The organism is Winogradskyella schleiferi, assembly GCF_013394655.1.
GTDB classification, from domain to species: domain Bacteria; phylum Bacteroidota; class Bacteroidia; order Flavobacteriales; family Flavobacteriaceae; genus Winogradskyella; species Winogradskyella schleiferi.
Genome location: NZ_CP053351.1, coordinates 3890826 through 3914756 on the forward strand (window position 1 = coordinate 3890826; position 23931 = coordinate 3914756).

At 33.8% G+C, this 23931-nt stretch carries 19 protein-coding genes and 1 pseudogene; 4 read left to right on the forward strand and 16 right to left on the reverse strand.

The window, feature by feature from the left end:
- Positions 1-2: 2 nt before the first annotated feature.
- Complete coding sequence (locus HM990_RS16830; RefSeq protein WP_178990616.1) at positions 3-2261, forward strand: alpha/beta hydrolase-fold protein; 2259 nt, start codon at positions 3-5, stop codon at positions 2259-2261.
- Between the two features lie 189 nt (positions 2262-2450).
- Here HM990_RS16830 and HM990_RS16835 read toward each other — a convergent pair.
- Positions 2451-3442 (reverse strand): annotated as a pseudogene (locus HM990_RS16835) (IS110 family transposase).
- Between the two features lie 375 nt (positions 3443-3817).
- Between HM990_RS16835 and HM990_RS16840 the strand changes: the two are divergent.
- Entirely contained in the window at positions 3818-4546 is a 729-nt protein-coding gene (locus HM990_RS16840) for a hypothetical protein (RefSeq protein ID WP_178990618.1), read from the forward strand.
- 94 nt (positions 4547-4640) lie between these two features.
- Here the strand turns inward: HM990_RS16840 and HM990_RS16845 are convergent, their stop codons facing one another.
- The 5 genes from HM990_RS16845 to HM990_RS16865 form a co-directional block, all read right to left on the reverse strand.
- A complete protein-coding gene (locus tag HM990_RS16845; RefSeq protein WP_178990620.1) occupies positions 4641-5489 on the reverse strand; it encodes a pseudouridine synthase in 849 nt (282 codons plus the stop codon).
- A 165-nt stretch (positions 5490-5654) separates the two neighbouring features.
- Positions 5655-6557 (reverse strand): geranylgeranylglycerol-phosphate geranylgeranyltransferase, encoded by a 903-nt coding sequence (locus HM990_RS16850; protein ID WP_178990622.1) that lies wholly within the window; start codon positions 6555-6557, stop codon positions 5655-5657.
- Positions 6558-6623: 66 nt separating this feature from the next.
- Positions 6624-7553 (reverse strand): mevalonate kinase family protein, encoded by a 930-nt coding sequence (locus HM990_RS16855; protein WP_178990623.1) that lies wholly within the window; start codon positions 7551-7553, stop codon positions 6624-6626.
- Between the two features lie 34 nt (positions 7554-7587).
- Positions 7588-7935, reverse strand: coding sequence for a four helix bundle protein (locus HM990_RS16860; RefSeq protein WP_178990625.1), 348 nt, complete (start codon positions 7933-7935; stop codon positions 7588-7590).
- A 73-nt stretch (positions 7936-8008) separates the two neighbouring features.
- The gene (locus HM990_RS16865; protein ID WP_178990627.1) at positions 8009-9097 is read right to left on the reverse strand and encodes a diphosphomevalonate/mevalonate 3,5-bisphosphate decarboxylase family protein; all 1089 of its coding nucleotides are present in this window, start codon (positions 9095-9097) and stop codon (positions 8009-8011) included.
- A gap of 148 nt (positions 9098-9245) precedes the next feature.
- Here HM990_RS16865 and HM990_RS16870 point away from each other — a divergent pair, with 148 nt between their 5' ends.
- Positions 9246-9959 (forward strand): fibronectin type III domain-containing protein, encoded by a 714-nt coding sequence (locus HM990_RS16870; RefSeq protein WP_178990628.1) that lies wholly within the window; start codon positions 9246-9248, stop codon positions 9957-9959.
- A 305-nt stretch (positions 9960-10264) separates the two neighbouring features.
- On the opposite strand, the gene HM990_RS16875 is transcribed toward HM990_RS16870, so the two are convergent.
- Genes HM990_RS16875 through HM990_RS16885 form a run of 3 tightly spaced genes read right to left on the reverse strand, consistent with a single transcriptional unit; the run spans position 10265 to position 11306 of the window.
- The gene (locus HM990_RS16875; protein WP_178990630.1) at positions 10265-10798 is read right to left on the reverse strand and encodes a DUF1697 domain-containing protein; all 534 of its coding nucleotides are present in this window, start codon (positions 10796-10798) and stop codon (positions 10265-10267) included.
- Complete coding sequence (locus tag HM990_RS19985) at positions 10799-11068, reverse strand: type II toxin-antitoxin system RelE/ParE family toxin (protein WP_178990632.1); 270 nt, start codon at positions 11066-11068, stop codon at positions 10799-10801.
- On the reverse strand, positions 11058-11306 hold the full coding sequence (locus HM990_RS16885) for a hypothetical protein (protein ID WP_229719300.1): 249 nt from the start codon (positions 11304-11306) through the stop codon (positions 11058-11060). The genes HM990_RS19985 and HM990_RS16885 overlap by 11 nt, the downstream gene beginning before the upstream one ends.
- 277 nt (positions 11307-11583) lie before the next feature.
- Between HM990_RS16885 and HM990_RS16890 the strand changes: the two genes are divergently transcribed.
- Positions 11584-13800 (forward strand): response regulator, encoded by a 2217-nt coding sequence (locus HM990_RS16890; protein WP_178990634.1) that lies wholly within the window; start codon positions 11584-11586, stop codon positions 13798-13800.
- On the opposite strand, the gene HM990_RS16895 is transcribed toward HM990_RS16890, so the two are convergent.
- From HM990_RS16895 to HM990_RS16925, 7 genes are all read right to left on the reverse strand, one after another.
- On the reverse strand, positions 13767-14984 hold the full coding sequence (locus tag HM990_RS16895; protein ID WP_178990636.1) for a BaiN/RdsA family NAD(P)/FAD-dependent oxidoreductase: 1218 nt from the start codon (positions 14982-14984) through the stop codon (positions 13767-13769). The two genes, HM990_RS16890 and HM990_RS16895, sit on opposite strands and share 34 nt — an antisense overlap.
- 57 nt (positions 14985-15041) lie before the next feature.
- Positions 15042-16379, reverse strand: a complete 1338-nt coding sequence (locus tag HM990_RS16900; protein ID WP_178990638.1) for a DUF2254 domain-containing protein — start codon at positions 16377-16379, stop codon at positions 15042-15044.
- A gap of 9 nt (positions 16380-16388) precedes the next feature.
- Complete coding sequence (locus HM990_RS16905; protein ID WP_178990640.1) at positions 16389-20096, reverse strand: metallophosphoesterase; 3708 nt, start codon at positions 20094-20096, stop codon at positions 16389-16391.
- 72 nt (positions 20097-20168) lie between these two features.
- On the reverse strand, positions 20169-21143 hold the full coding sequence (locus tag HM990_RS16910; protein ID WP_229719301.1) for an L-histidine N(alpha)-methyltransferase: 975 nt from the start codon (positions 21141-21143) through the stop codon (positions 20169-20171).
- 54 nt (positions 21144-21197) lie between these two features.
- Positions 21198-22364, reverse strand: coding sequence for an ergothioneine biosynthesis protein EgtB (egtB, locus tag HM990_RS16915; protein WP_178990642.1), 1167 nt, complete (start codon positions 22362-22364; stop codon positions 21198-21200).
- 2 nt (positions 22365-22366) lie between these two features.
- Positions 22367-23590 carry a bifunctional alpha/beta hydrolase/OsmC family protein gene (locus tag HM990_RS16920; RefSeq protein WP_178990643.1) on the reverse strand — a complete coding sequence of 408 codons (1224 nt, stop codon included), beginning with the start codon at positions 23588-23590 and terminating at the stop codon, positions 22367-22369.
- Positions 23590-23871: a DUF427 domain-containing protein gene (locus HM990_RS16925; protein ID WP_178990645.1), complete on the reverse strand. Its 282-nt coding sequence runs from the start codon at positions 23869-23871 to the stop codon at positions 23590-23592. Before HM990_RS16925 ends, HM990_RS16920 begins: the two co-directional genes overlap by 1 nt.
- Positions 23872-23931: the final 60 nt, after the last annotated feature.

A 23931-nucleotide genomic window follows, 5' to 3' on the forward strand; every position in this document is an offset into this window, starting at 1 on the left:
ATATGAAAGCTAAAATAACCTGTTTGTTTTTACTAGTAGTAAGTTACACGTTTGGTCAAAAAAACAATGATAATAAATTAAAAATAGGCACAGAATACAGTATAAGCTCTAAGATTTTAAATGAAAAAAGAAGTTATATCGTAGCCTTACCAAAGACCTATAGTGAATCATCAACAAAATATCCTGTATTAGTATTAACTGACGGAGATTATAGGTTTTTATACACCTCTGGAATTATAGAATTTTTAAGCAAGCATAATGAAATACCAGAAACCATTATTGTAGCTATACCCAATATAGATAGAACAAGAGATTTAACTCCAACTTCAATAACCTTTAATAATATGGGTGGTGGTGGTGGAGCAAACTTTTTAAAGTTTATAGAAAACGAACTGTTACCAGAAGTAGACAGTAAATTTAGAACTAACTCCTATAATGTACTAGCAGGACATTCGTTGGGAGGGCTTTTGGTAGGATATAGTTATATAACTAATAATTCATTTAGTGGATTTATAGCTTCAGACCCCAGTTTTTGGTGGGATAATCAATATGTCGTAAATGAAATTAATAGTGATGTGGTACAACAAATTAAAAACAAAAAAATATACATTTCAAGTGCAGATAATTATGAAAGAAATGAGGGCGTGGTCACTTTTATGCGAAATGCACAAGAATTGTTCTATGCACATTTAAAACAACTTGGTGTTGCAAACTCAAATATTAAGTTCGACTATTTTGAAAATGAAAACCATGGCACATCTGCTTATATGAGCTGGTACAACGGTATCAAATTTGTTTTTAAAGATTTTATGCTCGATAACATCTACAACAAAACATCAGACGAAATTACAGATCATTACAGCCGGTTATCAATAAAAAAAGGAAAAGAGATTTTACCACCCGATCAATTAATACAGAAAATTGCAGAATACAAGTTAAATGTAGGTAATGATAATAATGGCGCTATCTCCCTTTTAGAAATGAATACCTTAAATTACCCTTCATCTATTAATTATGAAAAGTTAAGTGAGGCGTATAAAGCGTTGGGTAATGATAACTTTTCAGAAATAAATTATAAAAAGACACTAGAGCTAAGGACTTCAGAATCAAATAGTATTAATGAAAACATAAGTAAGCAAAACGAAACAGATATATTTTTACCTACAATTAAACACACTATAAAATCTGAAAAATTAAAAGAAAAAAGATCGTTTACAGTAGGCTTACCTCCATCTTATAATAGTGCAGAGAATGATTACCCAATAATGCTAATTCTTGATGGTAACTATCACTTACACCATGCAATGACTACAATAGAAGTAATGAGTAAAGAAGGGCAAATACCAGAAATGATTGTTGTTGCCGTAAATACAGATAAAAATAGAACAAGAGATTTATCACCAACAAAATCTCTTGTTGGCTATAATGGTAAGGATAACTCCCAATGGCAAGAAACGAGTGGTGGAGGAAAATTATTTTTAAAATTCCTAGAACAAGAAGTATTGCCTGAGGTTAAAATAAACTATAGGACAAAAGATTATGCTATGTTAGTTGGCCACTCATTAGGCGGATTGATGGCTGCAGAGGCTTATTTGAATAATAGCGTTTTTAAATCGTACATAGCAATGGATCCCAGTTTTTGGTGGGACGAGCATTACATAGTAAAAAAAATAGACACCGTATTATCCAAGAATATAAAAAATAAAAAATTCTATTTTTCTGGTGCGAATAGTTATGAGAAAACTAAAGGAATGATAACTAATATGAGAAATAGTCAAGAACTATTTATATCATCACTCAAAAACGCTGGCATTTCTCATAAAAACGTAAAGTTTGATGTTTATAAAGATGAAAACCACAATAGCATACCGCTTATAAGCCTCTATTATGGTTTACTATTTATTTTTCAAGACTATGTTTTAGAAGACATAACAACCAAAACTATGGCTCAAATAAAACAGCATTATAAAGATATATCAAGTAGCTTAGGTGTTAGTTTTTTACCACCAGAAAATGTCATCAATAGGGTTGCTTGGGCAAAATTTAATAATAATCAACGAGAAGAAGCATATACTTTGTTTCAATTAAATATTAATAACTACCCAACATCAAATACAGTTTACGAAATGTTAGCTTATGCATATAGCAATGCTGGCAAGTCTCCAGAAGCATTAAAGTACTTCAAAAAATCGTTGGAATTTAATTCAAATGAAAATGAAATTAGACGTATCAAACAATTGATATTAGACATAGAGAAGTGATAATAAAAAACACCACTAATAAATAAGCCAAGTTTTTAAAACATTGTAAGATAATAGAGCATGTATTTACTATTGCTAGATTAGAGATTAAAAAGAAGACCACCAAACACTTAATTCGTGAAGAGAAACTATTTATTGGTTAATTATTTGTTAAGAACAGAGCTGGACTTGCTAAATAAGTTACAGGCCTTAAAGAAAAGTGAAAAACCAAAATTTTTTCACTAAAGTACTTTTATATTCTGCATCATATATCAAGACTGATTTTGCGATTGCAAAGGCCTGTTTTAGTAGTTTATTACACACGGCAATTAATGCTAATTTTTTGCTCTTTCCTTTGGCTACGATTCGCTCATAAAGATCTCGGCAAGCCTTGTTGTATTTACATGCATTAAAACTGCACATAAATAATAAATTTCTCAGTTTCTGGTTTCCTATTTTACTGATTCGCGGTCGTCCACTTACACTACTCCCACTTTTCCTAATTATAGGGGTTAGACCTGCGTAACTGCACAGCTCACTTGCGCTTGTAAAACGATCAAAACCCCCTGTTAAAACCACCAACATAATAGCTGTTTTTGGACCGATACCTGGAATAGTCTTTAAACGTGTAAACAGATCCTGATGCGATTGTTTTACTAAAACCAAAAGCATTTCCTCTAAGGTTTTTATCTCTTTTGTCAGTTGCCTTAAGCTACGTTTTAAAGACGTTACAACAATCTTACTTGGATTGCCCAAAACAGCTTCACCGTGTATTTTGTTTTTTAGCATAGTGCTTTGTTTTGTATACACAGAAAGGGTTCTGACGATTTGGAGGCATTCTATCTCATTCTTGGAATTGCCTTTCCAAAGCTTTAATTCTACTTGCTTAGCATAAGCACATATAAGTTTTGAATCGCTCTTATCCGTCTTAATTTTTGATAGTCCCATCTGGATAAAGCGTTTCACTGACAATGGATTTTCCACCGATACTTTTATACCAGATTCCAGTAAATGATAAGCCAACTGATAATGGTAATAACCTGTGGCTTCCATGACGCAATGACTCTTATTATTTAAAAGTTTCGTGAACTTTTTAAAGCCAAATTCATTGTTTTTAAACTGATAATAATTACCATCAGAATCGGTGACATCGAAAACTAAATGACTGATGTCATCCCAAAATATTTAATATCTTTATTCATAAGAAAATGTTTTTATGAAAGGACAATCTACGCGAGTTTCAACGACTTAAAATCGAGGTCTAAAAGCCTCATACCTGCCCGTCCGTTCAGGCGGGGAACTGTTCGAAATCTGTGTAGAAAAGAGAGGGGATTTTCAATGTTGACGAGATCTAAAGTCTCTGCGTGTATATTAACCTTATACCTCTCTTTTGTCTTTTCTGATTTATGCTCTAATTTAATGAATTGTAAACTTAAGATGTGTATAGCTCATTGCTTCTGAATTTCCTACTCGGAAATTCTTGCGCAATTTGCTATCTTGTTTCCTTAATCGGAAAATCATACTAATTTTCCGCAACAAGCCATACACGAACACGTTACCTGCAAGCTGAAAAAACTATGGAACTAATTAATAACTTGATGTCTAAAATTGGAGTTAATTCTAAAAATGAAAAGACTGATATGTTTTATAGTTATTACATTTTTGGAAAATCAATTGACAAACCAATTTGGGAATGGAATAATTGGAAACATGTTGCTGAATTATTACAGCCAATAATTGATTTAAGTCCTGAATTGCCATTTATTAAATCTTCTCAAAGCATACCTGTGAAATATGGAAAAGACAACAAGAACGTGTCGTATGACAAAGGTTCGTTAAGGTTTGGAAGAATGATTTGGAATGAATCCAACAATAAAAAATGGACAACTAAATATGCTGACAAAGACAAATGGACATTTTTTGATACTGAAATTGCTTTTCCGACAAGGAGTAATTGCCATAAAAACAATATAAATCCAAAATTATTTATTTCAGTTCACAATGAAAATTTAACAGAAAAAGAAAAAACAATCATTGACCAATCCATAACAATACATGTTGAAAATAAATTAATCGAGAAAAGTAGCTTGATTGGAATCGAAAAACAAGTTGAAAAAATTGGTGAATTACTAAATTGGAAAATAGGTGGAAAAATAAAACGACCTGTTTCTTTCAAATCTGAATTCGGTGGATTTACTGACTCATTTTGGGATGGTTCCTATGGCTTACTGAATTCCGATTCAACTGACTTTTCGGAAAATTATAAACGTTATGGAATTGAATATTTGAAAAAAGCCAGCAGGTAACATCCGGATATAACAAATAAAATTTAAGAATAGATTTTAAAGTTGGAGATAACTCAGCACAACAATCTATGGCGGTAAAGTATAAATCTTTTCGCTAAAGCATCTTTAAAGTACTAACCTCCTGCTCCGTTAAATGTTTCCAGTGCCCACGAGGAATATCCTTTTTGGTTAAATGACCAATGGCAACGCAATCGATTTTCACCAAATCATAATTAAGCTCATCAAAGATGGTTCGTAGAATGGTGTTCCCTGTGTTTTTGATTTTAATGCCGACTTGGTTTTTAGATTCCCCTTGTATATAACTAATTTCTTCAACCGTGATTAACTTCCCTTCGACCTTAAAACCTTCTTGAATCTTTTTAAGGTCTTCAAATTTTAGGTTTTTATCCAACTCTACCTGGAATAAACGCTCAACGCCTTTTTTGGAATTGGTAAATTTCTGTACCACCTTATCGTCATTGGTAAACAACAACAATCCTAACGAATTACGCCCTAAACGCCCTATTGGCTTTATGCTGGCATTGGTCGCATTGGCCACCAAATCCATAACGGTTCTACCTTTTCCTTCAGCTGTTGTGGTCGCAAAGCCTTTAGGCTTATTCAATAGCACATAGACATTTGGTTCTGGAGTAATGCGTTGCCCATCGAACTTCACTTCGTCGCTTCGTTTTACTTTATAGCCCATTTCGGTAATGATCTTACCGTTTACGGATACCAAGCCAATAGCAATATTCTCATCCGCTTCGCGACGCGAACACACACCAGAATTGGCAATGTATTTATTTAAACGCATCTCATCTGGATTTGAGGTTTGCTTTGCTGGTTGTTTTTTCTTTTTAGAAGGAGCGTTTCCTCTAGCATAACTTTTGGTTTTGCTATTAGCATTTCCTCTTCCTGAAGTTTTCCCTTTTCCTTTTCCTTTGCTATCTTGATGTCTGCTCATATACATTCCCCGTGAAAACGGGAATTTTATTAATTATTACTATAAATTCTACCATTGTGTTAAACACTAATGATATAAGATGCAAAGGTATAATTTTAGATAATAGCATCTACGTAAATCCTTAACTTGTTTGAGTGAAACAACTCGAAACCATAAAACGTGTATCTATATCCTATTCAAAACAATAGAAACATCAATCAATAGTATGGAGAATACACCAGCGACAATGATAAACTTTAAGATATTATGAAGAATCAAATAATGGGTTTTCTTATTTGATTTTAACAGTAAAATGAGATAGAGAAACAATAAGCCTATACTAAGATAGAAGTAATAATACATGTGTCCAATCTTGAAAAACGAAATAAGTAACACGGCCGAAACCATGGTTAAAACACCAACAACGGTTAGCATCGTTTTTGATACTTTTTCGCCATAAACTACAGGAACCGTTCTGTAATTTAAGGCCAAATCGCCTTTTATGTTCTCTAAATCCTTTGTGAGTTCGCGCATGGAAATCAATAGAAACAAAAATATACCATGGGCAAAAACGACTTTTTCAAAATTCTGATAATAGATAAAAATGACAAAAAATGGCGTTACCGTTAATATGGCAGACACTATATTACCAACCATCGGTTGTTTCTTTAAACGATGCGAATAGAACCAAATGGCGAAAATATAAATGGCGAAAAAGATAACCGCTTTGAATGACACATAACTCGCAAAAACTACAGATAAGAAATTCAGCACAAAATAAAACGACAATTTGGTATTCTGACTTACCAAACGATCTAACATCGTTTTTCTTGGTTTATTAATGAGGTCTTTTTCAGAATCGTAGAAATTATTGATAATATAACCACCTGCTATCGTCGCTGAAGACGCTAATACCAACATTAAGAGGTTGACATCTAACAGTACAGCTTTTACCGGTTTATCATGACCAAAAATGTAAACGGAAGCTAAGTATTGGGCAATAACGATAACAAGAATATTATAACCTCGAACGACCGAGAACAGGCTGAAAAATTTTAGAAGAATGTGTTTCTGCCGTCTTGTTAACATGGCTTTAATTAAAAAAACCTCACAAGTTATAAAAACCTGTGAGGTCTGTATATTATATCATTCGTATTAGAAGCTATATACCACTTCCAATTTCTGTCCTTTTAATGCTTCTTTAGCTTTTTCGATATTTTCGGTAAAGCCTAAAATATAGCCTCCACCGCCAGAGCCACAAAGTTTTAAGTAGTAATCGTTTGTGTCAATGCCTTTTTTCCAAAGTTCGTGAAACTGGGCAGGAATCATTGGCTTAAAATTATTAAGCACCACTTTTGAGAGTTGCTTAGTGTTTTTGAATAAGGATTTTATATCGCCTTTTAAGAAATCATCTACACAAGCATCGGTGTGTTTTATGAATTGATCTTTAAGCATGCTACGAAACCCTTCATTCTTCATACTTTCCATAAAAATACTGACCATTGGTGCCGTTTCCCCAACAATTCCACTATCCAACAGGAAAACTGCTCCTTTTCCTTCTGTTTGTTGAGAAGGAATTCCTGTAGCTTCAATATTGTCTTTAGAGTTGATTAGAATAGGAAGACTTAAATAACTGTTCAATGGGTCTAAGCCTGAAGATTTTCCATGAAAAAACGATTCCATTTCAGAGAAAACTGTTTTTAACTTCAAGAGTTTCTCACGAGTCAGATTTTCTAAAACGGTAATTTTATCGATGGCATATTTATCGTAAATCGCAGCAACTAAAGCACCACTACTTCCTACACCATAGCCTTGTGGAATTGAAGAATCGAAATACATTCCGGTATCCACATCTTGTTGTAAGCTGTCAATATCAAAAGTTACCAATTCTTTATCCAAACCTTTTAAATACGTTACAAAACGTTTTAAACTGGCATTAGAATCTTGAGCCAATTTATTAGGATTTTCATCCACTTTTAAAGCGCCGTTGTAAAAATTATATGGAATAGATAAGCCTTTAGAATCTTTGATGATTCCGTATTCTCCGAATAAAAGAATCTTTGAGTAAAATAATGGTCCCTTCATGTATAATGAAAAATTAATAATGCAAAGTTAATGATTATTCTTTAGATGTTTTTACAATACTAACCAATAATCGTAACATTTCCTGCGATTTAGGCTTAAATTTATCGAATTCGTCTTCACTTAAAAATTCTGTTGCATGAAGTAAGTCTAGCCAATAGTCTGTTTCATTAGCCTCTTTTAAACTAATTGACATTTTGCTAATAAAATCTAATTTGCTCTGGGCAAACTCGGCTTCTCGGACATTTGCTCCTATCGATGTTCCCGATTTTAATAGTTGTCTCGACATTACAAATTCCTTTTTGTTGTATGCCAAATCTTTGTACAGATTTACGATATTAACAGCAAAATCAAAACTCTTTTCTTTAATGATATTTGGTTTCATAATGAATAATTTAAGTTAAACCCCTGTAATATAGGTTTTTAATTCCAAATTATAAATTATTACTTTGTCATTATTAATTATTAATTTGCAAAGCCCCTTTGCCAATTTGGTCGCAAATATAGTGCTCATTTTGACAATACCTAATCAATTCATTCTTAATAAATTCGAGAACCGATTCCTTTTCTTTTTGCGGATATAACACATGGACATTTGCTCCTGCATCAAGTGTAAAACAGACTTTAGAATTGGTTTTTTCTCTATAGGACCAAATTTTATTGATGATTTCCAGGGTGTTAGGTTTCATTAAAATGAAGTAAGGCATGCTCGTCATCATCATGGCATGTAGCGTTAAGGCTTCACTTTCCACAATTTTTATGAATTCGTCTAAATTGCCAGAAGCTAGAATTGTTTTCAGCTGCGCTAAATTTTCATGTGCTTGCATAAATCGCTCTTGAGCAAAAGGATGACCATACATTAATTGGTGACCAACAGTACTGCTGACTTGCTTTTCGCCTTTATCGACCAATAAAATAGTGTCTTGGAAATTGTTGAAATTTGAATGCACATCGCCTTCAAATTTTACACCATATAAGTCTGAACTCTCAGGAATACTTTCATTTTTTCCCCATACCACGAGTTCGCCCTCTATACTTCTGCACGCACTTCCTGAACCTAAACGCGCTAGAAATGAGGCTTTTTGGTTAAATGACTTATCTGTCACTTCGACTTCACTCAGCGACCGCTCAATACTCATTAAGCAAAGTGCTATGGCGCTCATGCCAGATGCTGAAGAGGCAATTCCTGAACTATGAGGAAATGTGTTTGAGGTTTCAATTTTGAAATGGTAATCCCTCAAAAATGGCATATAGGTTTCAATACGTTCAAAAAAGGTTTGAATTTTTGGCTTGAAAGCTTCGTTTTTCTTTCCTTCAAAATATACTTCGAAGCTAAAACCAGTCGAAAGGTCTCTTTTAGCAAATGAGATTTCCGTTATGGTTTTACAATCGGAAAGCGTAAAACTTATCGATGGATTCTCTGGAATTTGATGTGCCTTTTTTCCCCAATATTTTACCAAAGCAATATTACTTGGTGATTCCCATTTTACGGTACCGTTTTCAATATTGGTATTGTAGGATTTGAGGATAAAATCTTGTTCTGTCATTACTTGTAGATATCTGACAAAGATAATGGTTTTATAATGTTTAAAAATAGTATTATGATTTTCTCATTCGGTTAAAAATTAAAAAATAGGATGACATTCTTTAAAATTTTCGATGTCTAAACAAATAATCTAATTAAACCAAAATATTATGAAAAAATTCAGTTATGTATTCGCTATACTATTTTTAGTATTTAATTGCTCATCTGAAGAAAACGACCCAGATAACCTTGATCCAGGTCCATTTTCTGTAACCATCTTAGAAACACGTATGGACGGCGCCAATATAGAATGGACAGAAGCCATTGATATTGACGATGACCCTATTACCTATTCAATTTATTTAGAAGATCAGCTGATCTCAACAGGAGGTACTGCATTATCTTATAACTTTACAGGTTTAGAACCAGAAACCAGTTATGATGGTTATATTATTGCTGACGATGGTAAAGGTGGAATTTCTGAAGCCGCTTTCTTTTTTGAAACAGAACCTGAGACCGTAATATCAACTATAAATATTTCTTATTGGGAAAAGAATCGTTTTCCTGAGGGTAATGGAGAACGTGTCATATTAGGTTGCGGTTTTGAAATTCCTGTAGATGATGATGCAACATTATATCAAGTCGAAGTATCTCAAGATGGATTTGTCTATGAAGGTAATACTTATGTTGCCGGAAACATTTACACTTGGACTAATGATTCACAGACACATACTGGCCCTATTGAATATGTGGCATCTATTGATAAATATGTTATTAGATTCGCTAGCGCATCCGTAAATACCTTGAATACGATTTCATACGATTATTACGTAAATGAAATGAGCTCTGCTACAGGTGAAGCAGAACTAATCGTTTCTTTTTAATTGATTATTCAGTTGATCTCAGACGTTCTATTTATAAAAACAAAGATTAATTGATAAGAATATTAGGGGTAATTCTATTTCTAGTAGTCTGATCACTATATCATATAGTGGGAATTAATCAATAGTAATTCTAATAGCTTTGCCATTCTTCGAAAATTTCGAGCAGTGGCATCTGCTTTTAGTTTACGTCAAAAACTTAGAACTAATTATGGCCTTTCGATACCCATATCCAGAGAAGAAATAAATACAATCATTTATAATTTTATATTCTTCTGCTTCGCAAACTTTTTTGAATTTGTCTTACTTTATTCTTCTGACAATGCGAGTAGTTTTACCATGGTTTTATAGTTTCTAGCAGTCGCATTGACATTCAATTTATTTTCAAAATACCCCAAATTGAATTTTGCACGTCCATAGCCTTTGGCGCAAAACAAATAAATACAAGCGTTTATAATGGCATACTCATCATCTGGATATGTTTTTTGAGATGCTTCTTTTGTCACCTCTTTTTGTGGCATTTTACTAAGCATTATAAAGTAGCTTTCTACCTTTTTTGCTTCACTAAAAGGGCAATTATTAAAAATAGTTAGCAATTCTTGGCGCGTTCTTACTAAAACCGGAACTTCAAAACCAAAGTAGTCTAATATCAAGGTTTTGATTTTGTCTTCTAGTGCATTGACTTCGTTTTCCGAAGATTGGAAAATAACATTGCCACTTTGAATATAGGTTTTTACATTTTCGAATCCCGATTTCTCTAATAATTCCCTGAGCTCTGCCATTGGGACTTTTTTATGGCCACCAACATTGATACCTCTTAAAAGTGCGATGTAGGTTTTCATTTAATAATCTTGAGATTGATTGAAAATATGTAAAATCATAACTTGTCCCTCGTTAACTTTATAATGAATAGCGTAATTATAGATTTCTAAAAGATAAATTCTAATGTTCCTGTACCTAATTTGGCGAGATAATGGTGCTTTTTCCAAGAACAAAAACTGTTTGTTTAAGTCATTTAAAAATGATTGTTCGACGCCTTTAATTTTAAAGAAACATTCTGCTAATTCAATTTCACGAAAAGCCTCAGGACTAATAATCAGTTTATAAATCATACTTTTTCCTAAAGTCTTGTACTGGTATAAATTCTATTTCTCCCCTATCTACTCTATCTAACATATCATCCATCATCTTTTTATATTCTTCTGATGGTTCGCTGTAGCGCATGGCAATATCTTCAAGCGTAAACTCAATATAATTTTTTAACGAGCGTTTTTGTAGTTTAGCTTGTTTTTCTAAAATAGCGATGGCTTTATCGTCTAACTCTATCAATTTTTTTGTCTTTCCCATCATTAATACATTTTTTATATATCAAATATATATATTGTATATATAATTTTTTCAAAATTTAACAATTCATTCTAACCCATTCAAAATCTTTAAATTAACTGCTATCTGATAAAAGCAACCTAATAAATAAAATCCACCAAACGCAAATAAACACGACAAAACGTTGCTGAATTAAAGAAATGGTGTAGTTTTACTGCATTAATACTATAATGTCATGTGTTTTCCCAAATCGAACACTGTTATTATTTTGTTTGTTTGCCTACTATATAATGGCTTAATTGTGTGCGCACAAGAACCACTTACAAAAGCTGATAGCAGTTCTAATTGTACCTTTGACACCTATAAACTTGATTTATTGGTAAAAAACGACAGTTTGTATAAAGCCACACTATTACTTAACGAAGCAATTAGCTTTTCACAAGAATATAACTTAAAACCGACGGAAGCTAAATCTTATAATGCATTAGGCAATGTGTTGGCAAAATTGTCTAATTTCAAAACTGCTGAATCCTACCACAAAAAAGCCTTTAAAATATACGATTCCCTTAACGACAAAAAAGGAATAGACCGATCATTATCTGGTTTGCTATATACTTATGTTTATGAAAAGAACTACAAGAAATTTGACAGTATTTTTCCTAAAGCCGAAGCGGTTTCCAAAGCTCTAAATAGTGAGATTTATTTCATCAATCTGGAATATAAAATAAAAAAAGACTACTTCAGTAATGATAACAAAAGTATGTTAGCCTATAGTAAAATAGGTCTAGAAGCTTTAAACTCCACAGATTTTGAAAAACTCAATTACTCCAAAAGTTACCGTACTGAAAATTTAAAAAAGAATTTATTCCAATCCTATCAATACCACAGAGCCTTGGCAAAGGTAAAATTATCCAAATTCAAAGCCAATGGTTATGATCTGCTATTTTTAATCAATGAAGAAAAACTTAAAACATCATTGGGTACAGATGTCAACTCTTACCGCAAATTAGCCACTTTTAACTATTATAAATACATCTATTACACCAACAATATTAAAAATTTAGATTCGGCTACTAAATATCTCTTAAAATCTGACGCATATAAATATAAAGCACTTACAAATGTTGAAAAACAAAATAACAGAAATGGTGAGCTGATTTCTAAAATTATAAATGCTGAACAAGAACTAAAATTATCAAATGAAGTAAGAAATCAAAATGCTAGAAATTCAGAGATATTCTTAATAAGTACAATTGTGATGAGTATAGCCTTGATTGTAATTTTGACCATCTTTTACTTCTATTTTAAAGCAAGAAAGAATATTGTTAATATCAATGAAGCGTTAAAAGCCTCAAACTCTAAACTTAAGGCTATTGATAAAGATAGACTTGAATTTTTCTCCGTATTAAGTCACGAACTTCGTACACCGATTTATGGTATTAGTGGTTTGGCAACGCTTATAGATCAAGAAAATGACGATACTAAAAAACAGTCTTATTTGGACTCGCTGATATCATCAAGTAATTATATGTCCATTTTAATCGATAACATTTTACAGGCCAACCGACTTAAATTTGAGAAAAAAAACCTGCGATTAAAACCAGATAGAATCAAGAAAATTGTTGGTCATGTTCTAAGCACAGTAGCGATAGCAGCAGAAAACAAAGGTTTAGAACTCAAAGTACATATTGACGCATCTGATGATAACGAATATATCTTGATCGATAAAGTGGCGTTTAGTCAAATACTCATCAATTTGGCCTTTAATGCCATCCGTTATACTAAAAAAGGGTCTATTTCCATAAACGTTTTTGAACAGGAAAGAACTAACGATGACGTCACATTACGTTTTGAAATTAAAGATACTGGTATTGGCATAAAAGAGGAGCATCGCTCAATAGTATTTAGTGCGTTTGAAAACAAAGCGTTTCTAAATAAGAACAGTAGTGGTTCTGGTCTGGGCTTATATATTGTAAAAACCCTATTGGAAAGCCATAATGCCGATATCGATTTTGTATCCACACCAAATGAAGGCACCTGTTTTTTCTTTGACATAGAATTTAAACTATCAAAAGCGTTAGAACAACGTATAGGAGCATCAATTTTACCGAAACGTGATGTACGCGTTTTAGTCGTCGATGATAACAAAATCAATCTGCTGATTACACAAAAGAACATCGAAAAAATAAACGGGTTTAGTTGTGAAACCATTGCCAATGGCAGAGAAGCGATATCTCTAGTGAAACAGAAGGATTTTGACATGATTCTAATGGATATTAATATGCCAGACATGGACGGTTATGAAGTGACCAAGCATATTAGAATGTTTAATTCTCATATTCCTATACTGGCACTAACCGCTCTAAATTCGTCCGAAATTTCCACTAAAGCTGAAGTAGCAGGTTTTGATCAGATTATTACCAAACCTTATATTTTTGAAGATTTTAAAGCCATCATTTTGACTTATGCAGGAAATAACGAAAATTATTGTAGCATAATAGACAGAGCCGCAATATAAGCGCCTGTCCATGCATTCTGAAAATTAAATCCACCTGTAACGGCATCTACATTTATCACTTCACCCGCAAAATAAAGATTGGGAATTCGTTTGCTTTCAAAGGTTTTAAAGTTTACTTCTTTTAGATCTACACCGCCTGCTGTCACAAATTCTTCCTTGAATGTACTTTTTCCCGTCACTTGAAAAATAGCTTGGGTTAATTGAGAACTTAAGGCTTCTAACTGTTGTTTATTGATATCTGCCCATCGTTCTATGTCGGCTATGTCTGAAGCTGAAACCAACGTTTTCCAGAGGCGTTTTGGCAAATCGAATTGCGCGGATTTGACCACTGATTTTTTAGCAAACTCTTGTTTAAAATTTTTAAGTGCTTCTAAACACATCTCAAAATCCAGTTGAATAAAATTCACTTCAATCTTAAAATTATATTTGCGTTTGGCCAGCTCAACAGCTCCAAAAGCTGATAGTTTTAAAATGGCAGGCGCACTCATGCCGACATGCGTAATTAATAATGGGCCATTGGATTCTAAACTGGTTCCTACGACTTTAATGTCAACATTTTTAGCAACGACTCCGGGAATATTCTTGATGCGTTTATCCTTAATATCAAAAGTAAATAAAGATGGAACTGGTTGAATAATAGTGTGGCCTAAATTCTCAAGCAACTTCCAGATTTTAGGATTGCTTCCGGTGGCGACCAATAGTTTTTTGGATTGAAAAAGGCCTTGTGAAGTTTCAATTTCAAAGCCAGTTTCTAAAGGATGAATAGTTTTCACAGCATGGTTATACAATACCTCAACCTGATGTTTTTCGGCTTCATTTAAAAAGCAATCAATAATAGTTTGTGATGAATTTGAGACAGGGAACATTCTTCCATCTTCTTCAATTTTCAACTCTACACCGCGTTCTTCGAACCAAGCAATGGTATCGCCTGTCATAAAACTATGAAAGGGTCCCAAAAGCTCTTTTTCTCCTCTTGGATAATTCTGTACTAATTCCGAAGGGATAAACTCGGCATGTGTAACGTTACATCGTCCACCACCTGAGATTTTGACTTTTTGCAAGCCTTCTTTTCCGCGTTCCAAAATAGCAACTGATAGTTCTGGGTGCTGTTCTGCGATGTTGACAGCGGCAAAAAAACCTGCTGCGCCTCCTCCAATTATAATGATATCTTTATGGTTTGCCATTCGGTAATTAAATTCGACATGATGAATTGAAGGTTACTGATTTTAAAATCCTTTATGTTAAGTTTCAAAAGTATATTCCGAAGGATTTACATTTTGAAGTTTGGCCATATAATCTTCTATGGTTTTGATATCTGCCTCGTTGCTATGATTATTTAGAGCATCTTTTTTAAGGTTGATCACTTCTTTTATAAGGACTTCTTTATAGTTTTCATTCAATACATTATTCTGTTGAAGTAAATATTGAAACATAATAAATAATTTTTGAACTACAATAATATCGTGTTTACAATAATTACGCATAGCTGCCATAACGTTATATAACAACTCTTCAAAACTAACGGTTTTAATATGGATAACTGCTTTTTTATCGTCATTAAAATAATAGCTATTGTCTTTTTTAGTCATTCGTAATGCAAAAAGTTCCGTTAGGTAATCAATGGCATTGATACATGTGCCTGGATCATTTATACCTGGCGACATAGCCTTCAGTGCAATTTCCGTAATTTGCTTAAAGGCAAGGATATAATTATCTTCAATTAGTTCATTATTGGAGAATGTAAATGCTTCTATTAACTGTGTTTCTAAATCCTCTTTACCATCGATATCTTCATTCAGTTCGCCTTTGTATTTAAGTACGGGAATCCCTTTTAGGATATATGCACCTTTTATAGGAACAATTGCTATTTTCAAATTATGTTCTTCTGCTAAACCAGCAAGTGATTTTAAGCTTACATCTTGCATGTAACCTGTAGTATTTGCCATGATGCTTTTCCAATCTGACGAATCTTCAAAGTCAGTGTCAATATGTTTTTCAGCTTCCACCAACTTTTCTAAACGTGCTTTAGACTTTCTAAAGATTTTGTCCATTATGGTATTCACTTGAATCTCTTGCGAAATGGAATGGATAAAATAAATGAAAGCACCCAAACTGACAGTCATGAAAATAATTCCCAATAACACTGAAAAACCAGGCATTTGATATTTGTCGCCATTTGGTGTAATGGATACCAGTGTGAAAATACAGTACAACAATGTGGAGTTGTAGATACCGAGTATAATCTGATGCCTTCTGTTGGAAATCAATCCTGGTAGTACCCTTGGCGAAAAATTACTCGACGCTTGATTCAGCAAAATCATTACCAGCGAAAAACTAAACACCATAATGGAGATTAAACCTGCTACAAATGTTGTAAGAAGTGCCCTTGCTGTTTCGGTGTTATTAACTACTAAAATCGGTGCGTTTTCCACCAAATATTTAGAAACACCTTTGCTTTCTAAATAAATCATAAAAAAAGCAAAAAGCAATCCAAAAAGACTAATAATTGAAGGATAGAAAGCAATATTGCTCTCTAGTTTACCTAGTGAATTCCAAATTCTATAAAAATAGTTTTTCACATTACCGAATTAAAAATTGAGTCCAAATCCAAATGAAAAACGCAAGCCTTCCACACTATTGAATAAGTTAAATGTACCTGAAAGGCTATCTGCGGCCGTTACCCAAAAACCACCTCCATAATCGTTGTGCCATTTATCTGAAAAATCGTCTTTAAGCCAAACTCTTCCGACATCGAAACCACCAAAAACGCCGACTTGCAATGGCAATATACCTGTTTTGAATTGATTAAAGGCATATCTCAAATCCGTACTTCCGACTAAAGAATTTCGACCGGTAAAGCGTTCTGTTCTAAAACCTCTTAGTCCGTTTTGCCCTCCAATATTTGCAGCCTGATAAAATATTAAATCATTACCTATCCTAAACTGTGTTCGTAAATCGGTTTTCAAAACTAATTTTCTATTTCTGGAAATCGCATTATAAAATCCTAAATTGGAATTGATATAACCATAAGTATATTTAGTGTTGTCAATTTCAGTTTTTGCTCCTACATTTAAAAGAAAGGTCATCCCTCTCGTTGGCGCAAGTTTTTTATCAAAACTCTCATAATTGTATTCTGCTTCAAGTGCTCCAAAGATTCTACGGTCGAAAAAACCATCTTCTGAAGCATTAGTAAAACTCGTTATAAATCTATCAGGCGTTTCACCTAATTCAATACCTTCTATTATTGCTCGGAAACCATAATCACTACCAAAATTACCTTTCTTCAAAATTCCGACTTTAGCCATATAAATACTGGTTTTTACACGATTATAATCTAAGTCTAATTCATCGTCCAAATTCTCTGTTTCATTACCGTAACCGAAAAAATTATTGGCGAAATTTTCTGAGGTAAATTGACCGCCAACGTGTAAATTCCAATCGTCTTTTATATTAGCAAATTCGCCATCATAATTAAGGGAAAATCCGCTTGTAGCAAAAAAGTAACCACCTTTAAAACGGTGTTGTTGCGAAAACGGATTACGCTGAAAACCATTTATGGTTGAAACATAAGATAAGCCCAAAGAAAAACCATCATCTGGATTAAAGCCGATGGCTGGCGTGATTACACCAGTGTTTACTATGTTTTTTTGGTAATCAAAAAGATTCAATTTATAAACATCAGTCAATCTTAGTGTTCCTCCTTTCTTCTCCTGTATGGTATTAGGTTTACTTTGGTGATCGTATATTTTAATACGTCTTCCATTATTAATGATGTACGTATCATTTTCCTGTCCGCCAATTAATCTCGTAAATATTAAATTATTGGCTTTGCCGCTCACTTCAAATATATCTTTGTCATCCAAACCGTAGACCCAAATTTCTTTAGTCACTTCTTTATTAAAAGTTCTATCGACAATAACTTCCCCTTTTTCACCATCTTTAATTCTAGATATCTTAACATGGGTTTCGTTGTCCCCAATTCTAGTTACTTCGATGTAATCATCCTTATCTGTACCTGTAAGGATCACCAAACCGTTTAAGTATTCGTAATATCGTGTGGCAATATCCACAAGGTTACCGCGTCGTCCTTTAAGTTTCTTTTTTATATCGTCAAGTGTTTCATCTTGAGCAGCTTCTGGCACCTTAGAAAATGCTTCTTCAATGACATCGTCCGTAATATTATCTTGGAGAAATTTAGCATGTTTTAACCATTGTTCCCTAGTTGATTGTTGCACCAATACACGATCTAATTTTATACCTGCGGAATTCATCCATTTAATATCTTCCAATGTTTCATCATAGACCTGAAGCTGTTTTGTTGGACCTGCAATGACTCTCATCACATCCAATAAACCACCATCAAAATTTGAAAACACCTGGTCTCTATCCCTTGGAATTGGCCTAAAGAGCTTATCGCCATTTTCTTGGTCAAATTGCGCCCAACGCCATTGGTCTTGGTGGCGATCCCAATCGCCAATCAGCATATCAAATAAACGTGCTCTTACATAAGCATTATCATCTATTTTATACTTTTCATCTTCCCGTACCTTTTCTATAATATCATGCGTACTTTCAATATCATCAGCATAACCAAAATTACGCTCGTCGGTATAGTTTTCCTCCGGACGCTCCTCAATCATGTAGAGTTCATCTCCATAATCCTTATTATATTTCCCTAAATATTTGTGCTTTGGAATATAGAAAATCCTAGGATTGGTATGATATATTTCGGCAGCATCAGACAAATCTGGTACCACCATAAATGCATAGGGATGCGCTGCGGTGTAAAAATCAAGAATCAGACCTTCAACAGCCGTTCTTTCAAACTCATCTTGTATGTAAGTGTCTTTAAATAAAACGGTCTGTAAATATTGTGTGGCACTTTTTTTAAGCGCTCTCATATTGAGCTCTCTGCCATCTTTTGTTTTTAATCTTATAGAGCGTGTTTGATGACCTCCACCAGTTCTTACAATTTCCAAACCACCATAAAGCGTATCTAAAGTGGTAACATCTGCTTTAATTTTCTGACTGTAAACATCTCTGTAATGATCTCCCCAAATAGATTCAAAAAAGCCGGTTTTTTCAGTTTGTTCCTTTGTGTAAACCGAAGTTTCAATTTCTTGAGGGAAGCTGTCTGGTAATTGAGATACATCATATTGCGCTGTTGGTGGAAAAATTTCTTTTACAAAGAGCTTGGTGGCATTACCATTTTCTGCGCCATACATGGTAACCCAACTACTACCATCTTTAAAAACGGTTAACTCTGCAAAACCTTGTTTTCCATAGCTAAATAAACCAGTATTCTTTAGGGATGCATACCCTTCTTTGGCTCCAGAACCAGAAACGATTTGTTTAATCTTTCCTTTTTCCAAATATTGAAGTGTATGCTCATGGCCTGAAACGAATATGACGTTTTCCGTATCTAAAGTCATCGTCTCCAAACGGTTCATCAGGTTGTTATAACGCTCATTATAACGGTCTTGAATAGAAACACCGCCTTGTGTTCTAATCTGAGTTGCCAATGAGGCTAAAACAGGCAGCGGCAATTTTTTCTGTGTTGGAAACAAATGTTTGGAAAATGCATACTGACCTCCATGAACACCATTGGTATACATAGGATGATGCATGGCAAATACTATAGTTTTGTTTTGTGCTTTTTTCAGTTCGCCCTCTAACTCTAGGAAGAACCGCTCCCTCGTCTTTATTTCGCATTCGTCATTCATGGTGGGATGATTGTTCCAATTTTCTAAATACCATTGTGTATCTATGACAATAAGCTTAATATCATCTCCGATGTCAAAATCCTCAAGAGGACAACCATTATCAGGTTCGAAAGCCTTCTTGACTAAAGCATCTTCAATATACTTTTCCTCGCGTTTCAAACCTTTAAGGCCGTTAGCATACCAATCGTGATTTCCTGGAATAAAGAGTACTTCACCATTAAAACCTTCAATGGATTTCAGTTGTCCATCTAAAGCATTTTCCGCCTCCGAACGCCCTTTTTCACCTTTCTTTGGCAATCCATCTGGATAAATATTATCTCCTAAAAAGAGCACAAAGTCTTCGGTTGTATTTTTATCAGCCGTATGATTCTTAAACGCTGTTAAGGCTTTAGACATACCACCTTGTGGCGACTTACCAGCATCACCAATTAAATAAAAGGTTTTCTCTATGTCTTTATCTGGTAATTCGTTGGTTTTATCAGCTTCTTCTTTATATTGTGCCTTAGAAGTGGCACAACCTATTAAGAAAGCAACAGCAATAAATAATACCGCTATTTTGTATAACTTAATCATATTTTAATTTTTGTCGTAAATAACCCTTTTTTTGAGTTAGTTTCTTAGCCATATTCCTACCGATATTAATCCTTATGCCATTTTTTCCCAAAGACTATCAGTGAAGTAGTGTTTACAATCCAAGAAATTTGAGTTTAATGCAAAATCCGTTTGCTTTGCTAAGTTATGGATTTCTTCAATAGCATATTTTTTTGAAAGCTCAGTCCATACTAATTCGTCATAATCAAAATCTATGGATTTATTTAAAGCTTTCAGTTCCACGGTCTGTTTTCTTAAACTTACCAGATAACTTTTCACATTTCCAGTTGCAGGATTGTAATAACTGTAGAAATCGAAATCATCAATTTTAAAATCGGCATCCAGCTCTCTATTAATTCGGATTAGTAAATTGAGATTAAAACGCTTTGTAATGCCATGCGCATCGTAATAGGCATTGTGAATAATTATTGGGTTTTTCTTTAGGTCGAAACCTATTAGAAGCTTGTCACCAACCTTCATGTTTTTATTAAAAAGGTTTAATAGTTCTTTCGCTTTTTCTTCTTGATAATTCCCAATATTTCCACCTAAAAATAGCAACAAACTTGGGTAATCGCTTTCGAGATTGCCCTTTAATATTTCAAAATAATCACCCACTTTTGGATGTATTTTCAAATTAGGCAATTTTTCTGTCAATCGATTCGAAAGTAAATCCATAGCCTCTTGGGAAATATCGATAGGGATGTAATGGACATCAATATTATGATTTACCAAATATTCTAAAAGCTTGAAAGTTTTAAAGCCATCTCCAGCACCTAATTCAATAATATTAAAAGGTTCTGAAAACTTGAGCGCCTTGTATATCTGTTTGGATTGCATGGACAGAATCTCAAACTCTGCATTGGTAGGATAATATTCTGGCATATTCATAATTTCCTGAAATATGCGACTTCCATTATCATCGTAAAAATACTTAGATGGTAAGTGTTTGTTTTTGGCTGTTAAGCCTTTAAGCACGTCTTGTGCGAAAGTGTTTTTCATTTCAATGTCTAATGCATTATTCTTTGTCATTAAGAATAGTTTTTATTATTACAAATATCATTTTGCCATATGCCCATTATGGGCTTATCTTGCTAATCTAATTCCTGAAAATAGCCAACGCATGTCAGCTGTAAAAAAGTTTCTATAAGTTGGTCTGCAATGGTTTTTAGAGGTTGCGACCGAGCCACCTCTCAATACCATTTGATTGACCATAAATTTACCATTGTACTCACCCAATGCGCCTTCTACTTTGGTGAAATTTGGGTAAGGTAAATAAGCACTATTGGTCCATTCCCAGAGTTGCCCATGGTCAAATTGTTTTGAGGCCACTTCCCATTCAAACTCGGTTGGCAATCGCATATCTTTCCATTGTGCATAAGCAAAAGCTTCGTAAAATGTTATATGATTTACTGGTAAATCTCCTTCCAATTCTTTAAATCCTTGCAAGGTATATTGCATCCATTTTCCATCGACCTTATGCCAATACATTGGCGATTTTAATTCGTTATTCTGAACAAACTCCCAACCATCAGCATGCCAAAGATTAAAGTCCTTGTAACCACCAGCTTCTATAAATTCAATATATTCTGAATTGGTGACAAGCCGATTGGAAATTTCAAAATCATGAAGGTAAACCTTATGCCTTCCTAGTTCATTATCGAAACAAAAGCCTTCATTGGTATGACCAATTTCGTAAACGCCTTCCTCAATGTGAATAAATTCTTGTGGTTGATTTTCTTTTAGTAAATGCACTTGAAAATCCAAAACAGGAAACGAGGGTTGATGACCAAAAATGTACTTGATATCGTAAATTAATAATTCTTGATGTTGCTGTTCGTGTTGCAGACCGATTTCTATAACCTCTGAAATGTCATCCGAAATGCCTTCTTCGATAAAATCTGAAAGCTTTTGGTTTACATAGGTTCTGTATTTTAAAACCTCATCCAAAGTAGGGCGTGTCATAGTGCCGCGATTTGCTCTCATCACGCGTTTTCCCACATTATTGTAATAGCTATTGAAGTAGTAAGCGAAATCATCATTAAAAACTTTATAACCCGACTTGTATTTCGTTAAAACAAATTGTTCAAAAAACCAGGTTGAATGCGCCAAATGCCATTTTGATGGCGATACAAATTCTACGGGTTGGATGGAAACATCTTCAGGTTTTAAGGATTTACAAATTAACGCCGTTTGATGTCTAATTTCTAAAAATCGATCTTTGGTTATTGTATTTTTTAGTAATGTCTGCACTTCTAATTGTTTATAATTTCAGTTTCAAAAATGACGTCGCTGGCTATGGTTTTATGCACAGGGCAACGTGATGCTATTTCTTTTAATCGTTCTTGTTGTTTAGTATCTAAATCACCGACAAATTTTAGTTTTTTAGTAATGTGGTCCATGTACTTTGGTTGATCTACAGCTACCTGTAAATCGTCACTATGTTTTCTGGAATGAGAAATATATACAAATACTTCTTTCAGATCCCATTTTTTTCTTTCTGAGTACATTTTTAAGGTCATTACCGTACATGCTGCCAGTGCTGCATTGAGATATTCGTAAGGCGAAGGCCCAAAGTCGTTGCCACCAATACTTGCTGGTTCATCTGCAATAAAGCTATGGTTTTTGGTTTGAATTGATGTTGTAAAATTATCTTCTTCAATATTCAAATGACCAACTAATTGTTCGCCTTCGGTACTTAACATTACATTTTCAACTTTTGGAAAATACCGTTTTGCCCAAGTACCAATCATCTCTCCAGCGTACTGACTATCTTTTTCATTGGACAGTAAATGATCAGCATTATCTAGTGTTATAAAACTTTTTGGATGATGTGCATTTTTATATAATTGTTCTGCATTTTCAATTCCAACAATATTGTCGAAAGGCGAATGCATAATCAATAACGGCTTTCTTAAATTCTTCACTATTTCTGGCAAATCCGTATTATCAAATTCCTTTACAAAATCTTGATTGATTATAAATGGTCTTCCTCCAATATTGACCTCAATATCGCCTTTGTCTTCTGTTTCTTCAACTTGATGGGAAAACAAATGTTTAACATGCTCTACGGTTGATGGCGCACTTATTGTTGCCACGGCTTTTATGGCATCAATCTTTGAAGCTGCGACAAGTACAGCTGCGCCACCCAACGAATGACCAACCAATAAACTTGGTGCTTTGTAATTTTCAGTCATATAAGTCTGAACATCTAACAAATCTTCTACGTTAGCCGAAAAATGACTATCGGCAAATTCGCCCTCGCTTCTTCCTAAACCTGTAAAATCGAATCGCAACACTGCAAAACCATCTTGAGTGAGTGCTCTACTCACATTTTTTACCGCACTAAAACTGCTACTGCAGGTAAAACAATGTGCAAAAATGGCATAGTAGTTCGGTTTTTGGTTTGCTGGTAATTCTAAATGGGCGTTTAGAGTTAATCCTTTTCTATTTTTTATCTTTAGTTTGGTGCTTTTCATCAGTCTTCAATTTTTACTCCACGCCAAAATGCGACCCGATTTTTAATACCTTTTGCTAATTCTGATACTTCTGGGTAAAACCAAGCTGCATCTGTATTTTGTTTCCCATCAACTTCTATAGTATAATATGACGCTGTTCCTTTCCAAGGACATACAGAATTTAGTTTACTCGGTTTGAAGAACTCTTCCTTTATACTTTCATGTGGGAAATAATGGTTGTTTTCGATTACAACGGTATCATTACTTTCTGCTATTATTTTATTATTCCAAATGGCTTTCATAGTTCGTGTTTTTATAAACCTGCCAGGTTTTTTAGATACTGAGAATAAATCGAGTACAGT

Bases quoted from the DNA above. Each gene is read 5' to 3' on its own strand.
- HM990_RS16830 (WP_178990616.1), top strand. From the start codon at position 3: ATGAAAGCTAAAATAACCTGTTTGTTTTTACTAGTAGTAAGTTACACG.
- HM990_RS16840 (WP_178990618.1), top strand. From the start codon at position 3,818: ATGGAACTAATTAATAACTTGATGTCTAAAATTGGAGTTAATTCTAAA.
- HM990_RS16845 (WP_178990620.1), bottom strand. From the start codon at position 5,489: ATGAGCAGACATCAAGATAGCAAAGGAAAAGGAAAAGGGAAAACTTCA.
- HM990_RS16850 (WP_178990622.1), bottom strand. From the start codon at position 6,557: ATGTTAACAAGACGGCAGAAACACATTCTTCTAAAATTTTTCAGCCTG.
- HM990_RS16855 (WP_178990623.1), bottom strand. From the start codon at position 7,553: ATGAAGGGACCATTATTTTACTCAAAGATTCTTTTATTCGGAGAATAC.
- HM990_RS16860 (WP_178990625.1), bottom strand. From the start codon at position 7,935: ATGAAACCAAATATCATTAAAGAAAAGAGTTTTGATTTTGCTGTTAAT.
- HM990_RS16865 (WP_178990627.1), bottom strand. From the start codon at position 9,097: ATGACAGAACAAGATTTTATCCTCAAATCCTACAATACCAATATTGAA.
- HM990_RS16870 (WP_178990628.1), top strand. From the start codon at position 9,246: ATGAAAAAATTCAGTTATGTATTCGCTATACTATTTTTAGTATTTAAT.
- HM990_RS16875 (WP_178990630.1), bottom strand. From the start codon at position 10,798: ATGAAAACCTACATCGCACTTTTAAGAGGTATCAATGTTGGTGGCCAT.
- HM990_RS19985 (WP_178990632.1), bottom strand. From the start codon at position 11,068: ATGATTTATAAACTGATTATTAGTCCTGAGGCTTTTCGTGAAATTGAA.
- HM990_RS16885 (WP_229719300.1), bottom strand. From the start codon at position 11,306: ATGATGGGAAAGACAAAAAAATTGATAGAGTTAGACGATAAAGCCATC.
- HM990_RS16895 (WP_178990636.1), bottom strand. From the start codon at position 14,984: ATGGCAAACCATAAAGATATCATTATAATTGGAGGAGGCGCAGCAGGT.
- HM990_RS16905 (WP_178990640.1), bottom strand. From the start codon at position 20,096: ATGATTAAGTTATACAAAATAGCGGTATTATTTATTGCTGTTGCTTTC.
- HM990_RS16910 (WP_229719301.1), bottom strand. From the start codon at position 21,143: ATGACAAAGAATAATGCATTAGACATTGAAATGAAAAACACTTTCGCA.
- HM990_RS16920 (WP_178990643.1), bottom strand. From the start codon at position 23,590: ATGAAAAGCACCAAACTAAAGATAAAAAATAGAAAAGGATTAACTCTA.
- HM990_RS16925 (WP_178990645.1), bottom strand. From the start codon at position 23,871: ATGAAAGCCATTTGGAATAATAAAATAATAGCAGAAAGTAATGATACC.